The organism is Jongsikchunia kroppenstedtii DSM 45133 (genome assembly GCF_000380485.1).
GTDB classification, from domain to species: Bacteria; Actinomycetota; Actinomycetes; order Mycobacteriales; family Mycobacteriaceae; genus Jongsikchunia; species Jongsikchunia kroppenstedtii.
The window spans coordinates 1-13,623 of record NZ_AQYG01000023.1 but is presented as its reverse complement, the minus strand read 5'-3'; the positions used below and the strand labels follow the sequence as shown (position 1 = coordinate 13,623).

General features: G+C 67.5%; 15 protein-coding genes. 9 read left to right on the top strand and 6 right to left on the bottom strand.

Going from position 1 to position 13,623, the window contains the following annotated elements; translation table 11 throughout:
* Positions 1-242 precede the first annotated feature (242 nt).
* From G341_RS0100545 to G341_RS0100535, 3 genes are all read left to right on the top strand, one after another.
* Positions 243-518, top strand: coding sequence for a DUF2516 family protein (locus G341_RS0100545; RefSeq protein ID WP_018177157.1), 276 nt, complete (start codon positions 243-245; stop codon positions 516-518).
* 88 nt (positions 519-606) lie between these two features.
* On the top strand, positions 607-1,410 hold the full coding sequence (locus G341_RS20495; RefSeq protein ID WP_018177156.1) for a MerR family transcriptional regulator: 804 nt from the start codon (positions 607-609) through the stop codon (positions 1,408-1,410).
* 13 nt (positions 1,411-1,423) lie between these two features.
* Positions 1,424-2,353, top strand: coding sequence for an alpha/beta fold hydrolase (locus G341_RS0100535; RefSeq protein ID WP_018177155.1), 930 nt, complete (start codon positions 1,424-1,426; stop codon positions 2,351-2,353).
* Between the two features lie 9 nt (positions 2,354-2,362).
* Here G341_RS0100535 and deoC read toward each other — a convergent pair whose 3' ends face one another.
* Positions 2,363-3,031, bottom strand: coding sequence for a deoxyribose-phosphate aldolase (deoC, locus tag G341_RS0100530; RefSeq protein WP_018177154.1), 669 nt, complete (start codon positions 3,029-3,031; stop codon positions 2,363-2,365).
* Between the two features lie 35 nt (positions 3,032-3,066).
* Here deoC and G341_RS0100525 point away from each other — a divergent pair, with 35 nt between their 5' ends.
* Together G341_RS0100525 and purU are read left to right on the top strand one after the other, a co-directional pair.
* Positions 3,067-3,597, top strand: coding sequence for a GNAT family N-acetyltransferase (locus G341_RS0100525; RefSeq protein ID WP_018177153.1), 531 nt, complete (start codon positions 3,067-3,069; stop codon positions 3,595-3,597).
* Between the two features lie 9 nt (positions 3,598-3,606).
* Positions 3,607-4,497 (top strand): formyltetrahydrofolate deformylase, encoded by an 891-nt coding sequence (gene purU, locus G341_RS0100520; protein WP_018177152.1) that lies wholly within the window; start codon positions 3,607-3,609, stop codon positions 4,495-4,497.
* 27 nt (positions 4,498-4,524) lie between these two features.
* Here the strand turns inward: purU and G341_RS20490 are convergent, their stop codons facing one another.
* From G341_RS20490 to G341_RS0100495, 5 genes are all read right to left on the bottom strand, one after another.
* Positions 4,525-5,757, bottom strand: coding sequence for a hypothetical protein (locus G341_RS20490; protein ID WP_018177151.1), 1,233 nt, complete (start codon positions 5,755-5,757; stop codon positions 4,525-4,527).
* 83 nt (positions 5,758-5,840) lie between these two features.
* Positions 5,841-6,641, bottom strand: a complete 801-nt coding sequence (locus G341_RS0100510) for a carbon-nitrogen hydrolase family protein (RefSeq protein WP_018177150.1) — start codon at positions 6,639-6,641, stop codon at positions 5,841-5,843.
* 43 nt (positions 6,642-6,684) lie between these two features.
* Positions 6,685-7,476 (bottom strand): hypothetical protein, encoded by a 792-nt coding sequence (locus G341_RS0100505; RefSeq protein ID WP_018177149.1) that lies wholly within the window; start codon positions 7,474-7,476, stop codon positions 6,685-6,687.
* A gap of 16 nt (positions 7,477-7,492) precedes the next feature.
* The gene (locus G341_RS0100500; RefSeq protein WP_018177148.1) at positions 7,493-7,999 is read right to left on the bottom strand and encodes a DUF2505 domain-containing protein; all 507 of its coding nucleotides are present in this window, start codon (positions 7,997-7,999) and stop codon (positions 7,493-7,495) included.
* A 131-nt stretch (positions 8,000-8,130) separates the two neighbouring features.
* The gene (locus G341_RS0100495; RefSeq protein WP_018177147.1) at positions 8,131-8,637 is read right to left on the bottom strand and encodes a DUF2505 domain-containing protein; all 507 of its coding nucleotides are present in this window, start codon (positions 8,635-8,637) and stop codon (positions 8,131-8,133) included.
* 23 nt (positions 8,638-8,660) lie between these two features.
* On the opposite strand from G341_RS0100495, the gene G341_RS0100490 reads away from it, so the two are divergent.
* From G341_RS0100490 to G341_RS20485, 4 genes are all read left to right on the top strand, one after another.
* A complete protein-coding gene (locus G341_RS0100490; RefSeq protein WP_026303079.1) occupies positions 8,661-9,743 on the top strand; it encodes a UDP-N-acetylmuramate dehydrogenase in 1,083 nt (360 codons plus the stop codon).
* A 115-nt stretch (positions 9,744-9,858) separates the two neighbouring features.
* A complete protein-coding gene (locus G341_RS0100485) occupies positions 9,859-11,136 on the top strand; it encodes a L,D-transpeptidase (protein WP_018177145.1) in 1,278 nt (425 codons plus the stop codon).
* Positions 11,137-11,160: 24 nt separating this feature from the next.
* A complete protein-coding gene (locus G341_RS0100480; RefSeq protein WP_018177144.1) occupies positions 11,161-11,913 on the top strand; it encodes an SDR family NAD(P)-dependent oxidoreductase in 753 nt (250 codons plus the stop codon).
* 109 nt (positions 11,914-12,022) lie between these two features.
* Positions 12,023-13,261 carry an HNH endonuclease signature motif containing protein gene (locus G341_RS20485; RefSeq protein ID WP_155826668.1) on the top strand — a complete coding sequence of 413 codons (1,239 nt, stop codon included), beginning with the start codon at positions 12,023-12,025 and terminating at the stop codon, positions 13,259-13,261.
* Positions 13,262-13,623: the final 362 nt, after the last annotated feature.

Sequence of the window (13,623 nt, the reverse complement as noted above, 5' to 3'; positions counted from 1 at the left end):
AGAAGGCGACCGCCGCGAAGAAGGCTCCGGCCAAGAAGGCCGCCCCTGCCAAGGCTCCGGCCAAGAAGGCCACTGCCGCGAAGAAGGCTCCGGCCAAGAAGGCTCCGGCGAAGAAGGCCGCCAAGTAAGACGAGTGCTTCGGCCGACGGCGCCCGGGTCTGCGATGCAGACCCGGGCGCTGTGCTTTTTGCCCGTATGGTGGTGGTGTGGGTCTTGCAAACTTCCTCGGGTGGACCACCAATATGGTCATCGGGATCATCACGATCGCCATCGGCGTCGCGGCGATCGTGTCGCTGGTGCACGCCGCCGTGCAGCGCCCGGATGCGTTCACCGCGGTCGACAAGCTGTCCAAGCCGGCATGGGTCGGCATCCTGGTCATCGCGACGCTGGTCATCTGGCTCTTCGGCCCGCTGAGCCTGCTCGGCATCATCGGTGTGATCGCGGTGCTCGTCTATGTCGTGGACGTTCGGCCGCGGACCGACGAGATCCAAGGCAAGTCCTGGTTCCGCAAGAAGTAGGTCCTGAGGGTCCTCGCTAGAATCCTTCGGGGTGGGGCCGCTGGTCCCACAGTCAGCGATGCCAGATGGGTGATGGAGGCGGGGCCGCGTGAGCGAGTACCGGATCAACGAGCTCGCCGACCTTGCCGGAGTGAGTGTCCGCAATATCCGGGTGTATCAGGATCGCGGGCTGCTGCCGCCGCCGGAGATCAAGGGGCGCACCGGCTGGTACGCCGAGGAACACCTCGTCCGGCTGCAGCTGATCTCGCGGATGCTGGAGCGCGGCTACACCTTCGCGACCATCAGTGAGCTGTTGTTGGCGGCGCGCTACGGCATGAAGGTCGAGCATGTGCTCGCCGATCCGCCGAAACCCGCCAAACTGCAGACGCTGCGCCGCGCCGCCAAGATCACTTTGGGCGAGCTGCGCAACAGCTTCGGCGATCAGGCGTCGGATTCCAATATCGCGCTGGGCCAGCGCATCGGGATCCTCGTCAAGGAGGGTGCGGGCTACGCGGTCCGCCGTCCCGAGCTGCTCGACCTCGCCCAGGTGCTGGTCGCGGCCGGGGTCGACCTCGAGGTGCTGCTGCGGATGTGGGAGCGGGCCGAGCAGGACGTGGAAGACATTGCGGCCGGGTTCGTTTCGATCATCACCGATAGGTACTCGGTGGGCACCGAGGGGCAGCTGAACTACGACGACACCCAGATCGCCGAGCTGGCCGAACTCATCGAGCAGGTGCGCCCGCGGGCCCACGAGGTCATCGAGAACGCCTTCGCCGCCGCCATGGATCGGCAGATCTCTGCGGCGATGCGCACGGCCGCAGACCAATTCGTCGGCACCGATGGGCAGGTTCCGCCGATGCCCGTCGCGAAGCCGAAACGGAAGTTCCGAGCCGGCCGCCGGCCGGTGGACTGAAGGAGCAGCGGAAATGACCTCTCTCGCAACGCGGATCGCCGCGGATCCGGCATTGGCGTATCCGGACCGGCCGGCCGAGTTCCTGACCGTCCCGACGGTGGGCGGCGCCGAACTGTCGGTGCGGTGCTACGGCCCGGCCGACGGGGACGTCATCGTGTTCGCTCATGGCTGGACGATGAACGCGGACTTCTGGCGCGCGCAGATCAACGACCTGGCCGGCGAGTATCGGGTGGTCTCCTACGACCAGCGTGGCCACGGGGCCAGCAGCATGGGGTCGGTCCGGGCGCATCAGGATCTGCTCGGCCGCGATCTGGACGCCGTGCTGAAAGCGGTACTGCCGCAGGGCAAGAAGGCGTTGCTGGTCGGTCACAGCATGGGCGGGATGACGATCATGTCGTGGGCCCGGCTGTACCACGACGACGTGTCCGCCCGGGCGCGGGCCGTAATCCTCTGCTCCACCGCATCGGGAAAGCTGTTGCCGGAGCCGCGATTCGAGCTCGGCAAGCCGGGCGGTTGGGCGCGCAGCGCCGAGCTGGTCGCGATGCGTGCGGTGATGTCCAACGAATACTGGTTCCCCGGTGGCGAAATGGGACGTCGACGGCTGCGTCTGGCGCTGGGGACGGTCGCCGATGACGCGCATGTGGCCTTCACCGAGGAATTGTCCGCCCGATGCACCCAGCGCACCCGGGGGCGTTGGGGCGCCGCGCTGCTGCGGCTCGACGTCGAGGAGGGCCTCGACCGGCTGACGGTGCCGGTGACGGTCGTGGTCGGCGAGGAGGATCGGCTGACCTCGCAGCGGCACGCCCGGTCGATCGCGAAGCGACTCACCGAAACCGGCGCGCTGGATCGTCTGGTGATCCTGCCCGGCTCCGGACATCAGCTGCCCATCGAGCGGCACGCCGAATTCGACGCCTTGATTCGCGACGCGCTGGCCGCCACCTAGGCGCCGGAGCTACTCCGGGAATCCATCGAGGACGGCGCGCGAGCCGGACAGTCCCAATCGGGTGGCGCCGGCGGCGATCAGTTCGGCGGCGAACTCCGCGGTCCGGATGCCGCCGCTGGCCTTGACCCCGATCGACGCCGGCACGGCGGCCCGCATGATCTGCACCGCCTCCACGCTCGCTCCGCCGGCCGGATGAAAGCCGGTGGAGGTCTTCACCATTGACGCGCCGCCGCGGGCCGCGGCCACACAGGTGGCCGCGAGCGTATCGGCGTCGCGTAATTCCAGGATCACCGCCGACTCGACGATCACCTTGAGCAGCACCTCGCTGCCGACCGCCTCGCGCACTGTCAGGACGTCGGTCAGCACCTCGTCGATGTTGCCGGCGATCACCGCGCCCACGTCGATCACCATGTCGATCTCGACGGCTCCGTGATCGACGGCGAATTTGGCTTCGGCCGCCTTGATCAGCGAATGGTGCTTCCCGGACGGGAAACCGGCTACCACGCAACACCTTTGGCTGCCGGTGTCGATGGGCAGCATCGACGGTGACAGGCATACGGCCAGCGTGCCCAGCTCCGCGGCCTCGGCGACAGCGGCCTCCGCATCGGCGCGAGTGGCTTCCGGCTTGAGCAACGTGTGGTCGATCATCGCCGCCACCTGGGCCCGGGTGAGTGTCATGAAAAGAGCTTGTCACAGCCGAGACAATGAGAGTCATGCTGATCCGCCGCGGGACCCCCGCCGACCATGCCGCGATCGCGGACGTCCATCGCGACGCCTTCGCGGACCTGCAGCCGCCGGGAGCCGAATCGGTGGGAGAGGTGGATCTGGTGGCGGCGCTGCGCGACTCCGACGCGTGGCTGCCGGAACTCGCGCTGGTCGCCGACGTCGACGGACGAGTCGTCGGACACATCTGTTTGACCCGGGCGCAGCTGACACCTGTCGACGCGGATTCCGTCCCGGTGCTGGCGTTGGGGCCGGTGGGCGTGCTGTCCGGCGAACAGCGCGGCGGGGTCGGTTCGGCGTTGATCCACGCCGCGCTCGGCGGCGCGGATGCGTTGGGGGAGCGGCTGGTCGGGTTGGTCGGGCACGACGAGTACTACCCGAGATTCGGGTTTCGGCGCGGGGCGTCGGTCGGCATAGAACCCGATGTCGCCGATTGGGCCGCGCATTTCCAGGTGCGCAGGCTCGACGCGGACACCGGACTGCTCGGGGTCTTTCGCTATGCGCCACCGTTCTACGCATAACCTGGTCCGATGACTTCCGCGTCGACAGGCGATCCGAACCGTCGCTATGTCCTGTCTCTCGGCTGCCGCGACCAGACCGGCGTCGTCGCACGCATCACCAATTTCATCGCCGATCTCGGTGGGTGGATCGTGGAGGCGGCCTATCACTCCGACCCGGAGTCGGGCTGGTTCTTCACCCGGCAGGCCATCCGCGCCGACTCGATCAGCCTCTCGCTCGAGGACCTGCGCACCGTGCTGCAGGCGGTGATCGACAAGCTGGGACCCGATACCGAATGGGAACTCACCGACACCGCCGCGCCGAAGCGGGTGGTGCTGCTGGTGAGCAAGGACGGCCACTGCATGTCCGACCTGCTGGCCCGATCGCTGCGGCGCGAGCTGCCGGCCGAGATCGTCGCGGTCGTCGGCAATCACCAGGACCTGTCGGACTATGTCACCCGGCTGGGGATCCCGTTCCATCACGTGCCGTTCGGCAGTACGGCCGAGGCGAAGGCGGAGGCGTTCGCCGAGGTCGAGGGGCTCGTCGACCGCTATGAGCCGCACGCGGTGGTGCTGGCGCGATTCATGCAGATCCTGCCCGAGGAGCTGTGCCGGCGCTGGGAAGGCCGCGCGATCAACATCCACCACAGCTTCCTGCCGTCGTTCATCGGCGCGCGGCCGTATCACCAGGCGTTCGCCCGCGGCGTGAAGCTGATCGGGGCGACCTGTCACTACGTGACGCCGGACCTGGATGCCGGGCCGATCATCGAGCAGGACGTGGTGCGCGTCGATCACTCCGACACGGTCCCGGACATGGTGCGTCAGGGACGCGACATCGAGACCCTGGTGCTCGCTCGCGGGTTGCGCTGGCACCTGGAGAACCGGGTGCTCGTCCACGGCGGCAAGACGGTGGTCTTCAACTAGCGGTCTTCAACCAGCGCGCCGGGCCGCCTACAGGATCGAGCACTTGAAGTCGCTGTTGTTGACCGGCGTCGCCGTCGTCGACTGCTGGAGCGTGAGGTCCGAACCGTTGAACGCGAAGTTCACGCCCGAGTCGGTGATCTGCAGCTGACTGAAGTTCAGCGTGTCCAGCCCGGCCGGGAACAGCTGCTTGGCGAACTCGTCGGCGAAGTTCTGCGCGATCGACTGCACGTTCAGATTGAACGCGCCGAAGAACGACGCGGTGGCCGACTGGACCTGGAACGACAGCTTGCCGTTGTTGAGGACCGGCTTGATCGTGGTGTCGACGGTCGGGGTGAGGAAGCCGCCGAGCACGGCGACAGTGCCGACCGCGTGGACGGTGCCGGTTTTCGGATCGCCGGTCAGCGGCTGAGTCAGGGTCAGGCCGCTGGTAGACATCGGATCGGTGCCGGTCGGATCGGTGCCGTCGGTCGTGGACTGGGTGGACGCCCCGCCGGCCGCCGCCTTCATGTTGTCGGCGATCAGCGTGAAGGGCACGTAGCCGTAGCCGCTCGCACTGCCGATATGCGTCGAGTCGTTGTTCAGGTCGATCTTCTTGCCGCTCAGGTGCAGCTTCATCACATTCGGATCGGAACCGTCGTTCTTGGTGTCGACCTGGACCTTCGGGACCCCGTTGATCCACTGCCACAGGATCGGCTGGCTGCTGAGCGAGACGCTGGTGGAGGTGCCGGTGGTGGCGCTGAAGCCCTTGTTCAGGCAGTCCTTCACCCGGGAGCGCAGCAGCAGCTCGCTCCCGGCGCCCAGGATGACGAGCACGAGCAGCACCGCGACCAGGGACACTGCCACGATCTTGCCCACCTTTCGCTGCGGTCGCTGCGGGCGTGGGTCCGTCGGGCCGCCCGGAGTGGATGCGGGCGGAATGGTATCCGACGGCTGCGCTGCGGGTTGACCGGAAGTCGCCTCCCAGCCCCGCGGCAGGTGTTCGGTCGAGGGGGAGTGCGGCGCGGTCGACTGGAAGTCGGCCGGGCCGGAGCGGGCACCGGGGATCTGCTGCGTGGCCGGATCGGTGGCGAACCGATCGGTGTTCGGTTCGGTCGTCGGCTCCGGTTGTGTAGCGGCATGCCCAGCGGTCGGCTCCGGCTGCGCACCTGTCGGCTCCTGCTGCGCAGCTGTCGGCTCGACCGGGGGCTGGTCGGCGGGAGCATGGGGCTGCGCGACCTCGTCCGGACGGGGGTCCTGGGGCTGATCATCGTTGGTGCTCATCGCCCTAGATTGTGCACGCCTCCCTTGGCAGCAGTGTGAGACTTCCCTAAGGATCTGTGTCCGGCCGGTCGGCACATCGGCTGTCAGTGCAGGTCAGGCCGCCGGTTCCGGAGCACTCCCAGCCGATCTCGGGCCGTGTCGACAATCGCCGGATCGATATCGATCACCGCGAACTCGACGTCGTTCCCGGCCTCGAAAAGCGTGGCTCCGTACGGGTCGACGACCATCGAATGGCCGATCCCGGTCGGGGCGGCGCTGCGCTGGGCGGCCGGGTCGGTGGGGCGCGCCTGGCCGACGGCGACGACGTAGCCCGCGGTATCCAGGGCCCGCGCCGTCGCCAGCGATCGCCACTGCCGGAGCTTGCCCTCGCCGTCGCCCCAGGACGCCGCGACGATGCTGACTGCGGCGCCGCGCTCGGCGAGCACCGTGAACAACTGCGCAAAGCGGATGTCGTAGCACGTGGTCACGCCGACGGCCGTGCCGGCGATGTCGACGGTGAGTGGGTCGGAGCCGGGGGCGACCGTCGTGGACTCGGCGAAGTCGAATGCGTCGAACAGGTGAATCTTGTTGTAGCTCATCAGCGGTCGGCCGGGACCGGCGATCACGATGGTGTTGTGGACGCGTCCGTCTGCGGCGGGGGTGAACATTCCCGCGACGACGGTGATGCCGTGACGATCGGCGAGAGCCTGAATCCCGGTGGCCCAGGGACCGTCCAGGGGTTGTGCTACCGGCCCGAGCGGAATTCCGAAGCGACACATCGTCGCCTCCGGAAAGACCGCCAGGTCCGCGCCGGCCGCGGCGGCGCGTGCCACACCGTCGGCGACCAGGGCCAGGTTGGCGTCGGGGTCGGTGCCGCTGGAGATCTGGGCGAGGGCGATCCGCATGCTTTCACCGTATCCGGTGGATCGTTCCTTGCTGGGATACGGCTCAGGGCTGGGAATACGGCTCAGGCGCCACGACCGCCCACGGCACGGTGACCAGCAGGTCGCGGGATCGTCGGGGGCCGTCGAGCATCTCGATCCCGTTGTCCCGCAACAGCTCCACCGTCCGGGCCCAGCGGCTGCGCGGGCCGAAGGCGGCATGTGAGGCCGCCATGTCCCAGCAGCGGTCGGCGGTCTCGAGGAAGGCGTGCACCCGTTCGCCCGGCACGTTGTGATGGATCAGCGCCTTGGGCAGCCGTTCGGCCAGGTCCGATGGGCGTTCGGAATGGCGGGGATCCCATGCGAGGGTGAGCGATCGCGGGCCGTCGGCGTCCAGCACGATCCAGCAGCACCGTCGGCCGATCTCGTCGCAGGTGCCCTCGACGATCAGCCCGCCCGGCGCCAGCTGGCGCTGCATCCGCGCCCACGACGCGGCCACCTCGGATTCGTCGTATTGGCGCAGAACGTTGAACGCGCGCACCAGATTCGGGCGGAGTCCGGCGAGCTCGAAGCCGCCGACCGCGAACCGCACGCCGTCCCGATCCGGCACGACTCGTTCGGGATCGATCTCCAGCCCGACCAGCCGGCAGGTCGGCGCAACCGTGCGCAGGCGGGCGGCGAGTTCGAGTGCGGTGTCCGGCCGCGCGCCGTAGCCGAGGTCGATTGCCAGCGGTTCGTCAGCGGCGCGGAGAGCGGCCAGGATGCCCGGATCGTGAATCATCCAGCGATCCACGCGGCGCAGGCGATTGATGCCGGTGGTGCCGCGGGTGATGACGCCCTCGGGCCGGGTGCGGGTCACGCGGTGCCGGGAGTGGTCAGGCGTTTTCGGCGAGCCACGCCGTGGTGAACTCGTCCTCGCCGCCGAACAGGTCGTCGAGGTTCTCCAGGATCAGGTTCTCGATCTTGCTGTTGATCAGCGGGATGTCGACCGTCACCTCGGTGACGCGTTCGAGGTAGCAGCTGGTGCCCTCGGCGACGAGCTGGATCCAGCCCTGCAGGCTGCCCGGGCCGGACGGAATCGATGCGGCGAAGCAGCCCTTGGTGCGGTTCGGATCGAACGGTGCGAAGAACTCCTGGCGGGTGATGACCATGTCCTTCTTCATCACCGTCTGAGCGATGGCGGGAAGCTCCGTGCGGGGCAGCACCTGGGTCAGCGTGACGCCGACACCGGTCGCGTTGATCACCATCGAGTCGATATCCGACTGCGGCGTCAGCTTGCGGAACTCTTCCATCTTGGCGTCCCAGTACTCACGCGAGGCGAATGCGCGATACACCCGCTCTGCGGTGTGTTCGAATCGCGCGATGTAGCGCCGTTGGGCCATGGTGACACACGTTACCGGTTTCGACTCGATACCCGAACCTGACAGGCGACCAGGACACGCTGGTGGGTGAGGTTCATTGAGGTCGTCTGCAGCGCGGGAAGTCGTCGTGATGGTGGTCACGACGGCAGTGGTCAGCCGGGATTCGCGGCCAGCCAGTTCGTGGTGAACTCGTTCTCGGCGTCCAGCAGCTTGCCGAGATTGCTGACGATGGCGCCTTCGATCTTGCCGCCGACCAACGGGATGCCGACCTTCGCCGAGCCGTTGTACGCGAGCACCGAGCGCTCCCCGGAGCCCGACACCGTGATGGTGCCCGAGAGGGTGGCCTTGGCACCATCGACCTCCGCGCCGAAACTGCCGGTCGCACGCTCGTCGGCCAGCGGTCCGATGGTGAAGGTCCGGCGGATGACCAGATCGCCCGAGCGGATCTTGGCAACCACGCTGGGCAGCTTGTCCGACGGCACGATCTGTTGGAGCTTGACCGTGGCCGACGTGCCGTCGGAGGTGAAGCTGTCGAGCGTGGACACGTCCGCGGCGACCGTGCTCACGAGATCCGTCCAGTACTGCTCGGAGCAGAGCGCGGCATGCAGACGGGCGGGCGACACGGCGTATTCGTCGCGATGGTCCAGGTTGGTCGACATAGCGAGCAGGCTACCGTTACACGGTGTCGCAGAGCCTAATTCTGAGTGCATTCACGACGTTTCGGCTCGGAGGGCCGGCCCGCGCCGTGATTCGTTGCACCGACGCCGACGAGCTCATCGGCGTCGTCCGGCGGCTGGATGAATCCGGCGAGCCGGTCCTGTTGATCGGCGGGGGATCGAATCTCGTTGTCGCCGACGAGGGTTTCGACGGAACGGCGGTGATCATCGCCGACGATGCGATGAATTTCGCCGTCGACCCGGATGCGGACGGCCGCCCCTATGTCACGGTCGGCGCCGGCGTGCCCTGGGACCGCGTGGTTTCCACCGCGTGTGAGCGCGGCCTGGGCGGCCTGGAGTGCCTCTCGGGAATCCCGGGCGCCGCCGGCGCGACGCCGGTGCAGAACGTCGGCGCCTACGGCGTCGAGGTGGGGACCTTGCTGCGCAGCGTGCAGATCATGGATCGGGCGACCGGAACGGTGCGTTGGGTCGACCCGGCCGACCTCGAGCTGGGATATCGGACGAGCCGGCTCAAGCATCACGACGCGGAGCTGGTCGTGGCCGTGAGCCTGTGGCTGTCGACGGACGGTCTGAGCGAGCCGATCCGGTATCGCGAGCTTGCTGGGGCCCTGGGCGCGGACGAGGGCGCCCGCCTGCCGACCGCTCAGGTCCGCGAGCAGGTGCTGGCGCTGCGCCGCAGCAAGGGGATGGTGCTCGACCCGGCCGACCACGACACCTGGAGCGCGGGATCGTTCTTTACCAACCCGATCGTGGGCGCCGACCGCTTGCCGGACGTGCTGGCCCGGATCGCCGAGCGGGTCGGCGATGTCCCGGTGCCGCAGTATCCGGTGGCGCCGGGATCGGACCGCACCGATGCTGTGAAGCTGTCGGCCGGTTGGCTGATTGAGCGGGCGGGATTCGCGAAGGGCTACCCGGGCCCGTCAGCGCCCGCGCGGCTGTCGACCAAACACACCCTGGCGCTCACCAACCGCGGCGCGGCGCGGACCGCCGACCTGCTCGCGCTGGCGCGGGAGGTGCGTAACGGGGTGGCAGACGCCTTCGATGTCACTCTGGAACCGGAGCCGATCCTTGTCGGTTGCACTCTATGAGGGTCGGCTGCCGCCTCTGAGGTGACTGTTCTCACGGGCTGCGACCTCGCTAAATGCGGCAGATCGGTCACCGGCCACCGCAAGAGTTGCCGCTTGAACAGGTAGGTTTGTTGTCATGAACTCGGACGAGCCGACGACGAATGCCGACGAGCGGTCGTCGGATCGTGTGGGTCGGGTCACCCGCCGCACAGCGATCGGGGCCATGGCCATCGGTGCCGTCGGTGTCGCCGCGGCGTGCAGCACCAGCAAAGACTCCAAGCCGAAGGGGCCGGTCGCGCATGTGACCTACTCGCCCGCGGCGGGCGCCACCGACGTGCCGGTCGTCGGGAAGGTGTCGGTGACCGTCGCGCAGGGCACCCTGAACCCGGACGTGAAGCTGACGAACGCCCAGGGCAAGGTGATTCCCGGGCAGCTCTCGCCGGATCGGACGACGTACACCGTCAGCGATCCACTGGGCTACGGCATGCAGTACACCTGGTCGGGCACCGCGACCGGAACCGACATGAAGGTCGTGCCGGTGCAGGGCGCATTCACGGCGTTCAAGCCGAAGAGCCTGATCAATGTCGTCATCAATATCGGCGACAAACAAGAAGTCGGCATCGCCGCGCCGCTGATCCTCACCTTCGACAGCCACGTCGAGAACAAGGCCGCGGTCGAGAAGGCGCTCACCCTGACGACCACCCCGTCGGCCGAGGGCAGTTGGGCCTGGCTGCCGGACGACGGCGGATCGCGGCTGCACTGGCGTTCCAAGGAGTACCTGGAGCCGGGAACCAAGATCTCGATGACCGCGAAGCTCTACGGCCTCGATCACGGGGGCGGGTTCGGTTCGTCGGACATGAGCACCGACTACACGATCGGCCGCTCGCAGATCGTCAAGGCCGAGGCGTCGTCGCATCAGATCGTGGTCGAGCGCGGCGGATCGGTGCTGATGACGCTGCCGTGCAGCTACGGCGAGGGCGACGTGGACCGCAACGTGACCCGCTCCGGGATTCATGTGGTCAGCGAGAAGTACGAAGACTTCTACATGAGCAACCCGGCGGCCGGATACTTCAACGTGCACGAGCGGTTCGCGGTCCGCATCTCCAACAACGGCGAGTTCATCCATGCGAATCCGGAAACCGTTGGGGTGCAGGGTTCGGCGAACGTCACCAATGGCTGTATCAACCTGTCGTTGAGCAATGCGCAGCAGTATTTCCAGACGGCCATCTACGGCGATCCGGTCGAGGTCAGCGGTACCCGGATCGATCTGTCGGCCGCGGACGGCGACATCTACGACTGGGCGATCGACTGGCCGACCTGGAAGTCGATGTCGGCGCTCGGCGACGAAACGAGCAGTCAGACAACGACTCCCGCGCCGCAGTCGACCGCCGGCGGAGTCAAACCGGCTGGTTGAGCCGCCGCTCGATAGAGTGATGGCATGACTTCTGCACTCGCTTCCGCCGATCGCGTCGCCGTGGTGACCGGGGCCAGCTCGGGCATCGGGGCGGCGACCGCCAGAGTCCTTGCCGCCCAGGGATTTCATGTCGTCGTCGGGGCCCGCCGCCTGGATCGGCTGACGGCGCTGGCCGACGAAATCGGCGGCACCGCACTGTCATTGGATGTCACCGAGGATGCTTCGGTCGCCGCGTTCACCGATGCGGTGCCGCGCTGCGACATCCTGATCAACAATGCCGGCGGCGCCAAGGGGCTGGCCCCCGTGGCCGACGCCGACCTGGAGCACTGGCGCTGGATGTGGGAGACCAACGTGCTCGGCACGCTGCGGGTCACCAAGGCGCTGCTGCCCAAGCTCATCGCCTCGGGCGACGGCCTGATCGTGACGGTGACGTCGATCGCCGCGCTCGAGACCTATGACAACGGCGCCGGATACACCTCCGCGAAGCATGCGCAGGCCGCGCTGCATCGGACGCTGCGGCCGGAACTTCTCGGAAAGCCGGTGCGGCTCACCGAGATCTGCCCGGGCATGGTCGAGACGGAGTTCTCCTTGGTGCGATTCGATGGCGATCAGGACCGGTCGGACGCCGTCTACTCGGGATTGACACCGATGATCGCCGACGACATCGCCGAGGTGATCGGTTTCGTCGCGAGCCGTCCGCCGCACGTCAACATCGACCTCATCGAGATCAAGCCGCGCGATCAGGCGTCGGCGCGCAGAAACATCAAAACGGGATAGCCGGCGCGCGGCCACCTGAAGTTGCGTGTGGGCGCGTAAGTCGCGTGTTCGAGCAGTCGGAAGTTGTTGTGGGCCAATTCTTGTCGGTGTGCTGTGGCACCATGACGCCATGTCCGAAACCGCCTTCTTATCCGACTCCGTGACAGGCGACGCCCTGCTGGATGCGGGGTTGTCGGTCGTCGAGTTGGTGTCGGTCACCGCGCACTGCGCGCAGGTGCGTGGGGCCGCGGACTATCGGATGTTGCAGGCAATCAGCCTGATTCATGAGCAGCGTGAAGACGAATACCTCGCCGAGGTCGCGGCCCGCTGCGAAGCCGGCACCCCACGGGAGGCCGACAGCCTCGCCGAGATGCGCTCGCCTCGTGAGCGGTTCGGGTTGACGGGGTTGGAGCGTGCGGTCGCTGAAGTGGGCGCCGTGTTGTATCTGACGCCGCAGAGGGCCAAGAAGTTGATCGCGGCGGCGTCGGCGGCGCGGTATCGGTTGCCGGAGACGGCGTTGGCATTGGCGAACGGAGTGATCGATCTCGATCGGTTGATGATGGCGATCGGCCGTACGGATCTGGTCGGGTTCCAGCAGGTCCGGGACCTGGACATCGACCTGGCGGGCATCCTGGCGGATCGTGGTCCGATGTCGACGCGGCGGTTCCAGGCGTTGGTCGATCAGTTGATCTGCCGGTATGACCCGGACGCGGTGCGCCGCCGCGCAGCCCGGGCCGAGGCTGACCGGAACATCACGATCGGCCCGGACCGGTTCAACGCCGGTCAGGCGCGGATTTCGGGGACCTTGCCGAAAGACAAAGCGGCGGTGATCAATGCCCGCCTGACGGCGATGGCCGCCGAGGTCCATGCCGGCGATGGTCGCACCCGCGCCCAGCTGCGAGCGGATGCGTACGTCGCGCTCGCCCAAGGCGAGCAGCATCTGGGGTGCCGGTGCGCCGACTGTGCCACCACCGACGCCGGCACCACCGACGCTGCTCCGCCGGCCGCCGATGAGGGGTGCGGTCATCGGGTGCGGCCGGTGATGCATGTGGTGGTGAACCTATCGACGCTGGCCGGGCTGGACGATGATCCGGCCTATGTGGATGGCCAGGGCGTGATCGATGCCGATACCGCCCGCGGGCTGCTGGCCGAGGCCGAGCGAAGGTATGTCACGCCTCCCCGAGAGGATGCCGAGGCGGCGGCGCGTCGATACCGGCCTTCACGCACACTGCGGGCGCTGATTCGGGCCGGTGAGCTGTGTTGTCAGGCGCCGGGGTGCAACAACCCGGTCAGCGAGGCCGACTTGGATCATCAACGGAGCTTTGCTGCCGGTGGTCGCACCATCCGGCGCAACCTGGCTAGTCGTTAACAACGCCGCTCCTCGCGGGAACATTGACGTGCCCCACAGAGGTCTGGCGCGGCAAGGCGCGCCAGCAGCTTGCGGGTGATCGGACATACCCGAATATTCACGCGGTCTTCAACTGGTACCAAGATGGGCGTACGTTCAACTACGCTATGGTGCACTAAACAATCATTCCGTTTACGACTATGCAGTTCAGCAAAGGGGAAGCTTGTGCGTTTTGGCGGGTGCGTAAGAGTGGTCGCATCGGTGATGGCAGCGGCCGGTCTCGCGGTCTGAACCGTCCTGGTCTGGTCGGAGACCTGGATCAAGCCACCGCGGGGATCGGGGTGACGGCCTGACGGTACTGCCTCTCGTGGTCGACAGGGGCG

What these genes read in the sequence shown, in the direction of transcription:
- G341_RS0100545 (WP_018177157.1), top strand. Translation starts at nt 243, where the DNA reads ATGGTCATCGGGATCATCACGATCGCCATCGGCGTCGCGGCGATCGTG.
- G341_RS0100535 (WP_018177155.1), top strand. Translation starts at nt 1,424, where the DNA reads ATGACCTCTCTCGCAACGCGGATCGCCGCGGATCCGGCATTGGCGTAT.
- deoC (WP_018177154.1), bottom strand. Translation starts at nt 3,031, where the DNA reads ATGACACTCACCCGGGCCCAGGTGGCGGCGATGATCGACCACACGTTG.
- G341_RS0100525 (WP_018177153.1), top strand. Translation starts at nt 3,067, where the DNA reads ATGCTGATCCGCCGCGGGACCCCCGCCGACCATGCCGCGATCGCGGAC.
- purU (WP_018177152.1), top strand. Translation starts at nt 3,607, where the DNA reads ATGACTTCCGCGTCGACAGGCGATCCGAACCGTCGCTATGTCCTGTCT.
- G341_RS20490 (WP_018177151.1), bottom strand. Translation starts at nt 5,757, where the DNA reads ATGAGCACCAACGATGATCAGCCCCAGGACCCCCGTCCGGACGAGGTC.
- G341_RS0100510 (WP_018177150.1), bottom strand. Translation starts at nt 6,641, where the DNA reads ATGCGGATCGCCCTCGCCCAGATCTCCAGCGGCACCGACCCCGACGCC.
- G341_RS0100500 (WP_018177148.1), bottom strand. Translation starts at nt 7,999, where the DNA reads ATGGCCCAACGGCGCTACATCGCGCGATTCGAACACACCGCAGAGCGG.
- G341_RS0100495 (WP_018177147.1), bottom strand. Translation starts at nt 8,637, where the DNA reads ATGTCGACCAACCTGGACCATCGCGACGAATACGCCGTGTCGCCCGCC.
- G341_RS0100485 (WP_018177145.1), top strand. Translation starts at nt 9,859, where the DNA reads ATGAACTCGGACGAGCCGACGACGAATGCCGACGAGCGGTCGTCGGAT.
- G341_RS0100480 (WP_018177144.1), top strand. Translation starts at nt 11,161, where the DNA reads ATGACTTCTGCACTCGCTTCCGCCGATCGCGTCGCCGTGGTGACCGGG.
- G341_RS20485 (WP_155826668.1), top strand. Translation starts at nt 12,023, where the DNA reads ATGTCCGAAACCGCCTTCTTATCCGACTCCGTGACAGGCGACGCCCTG.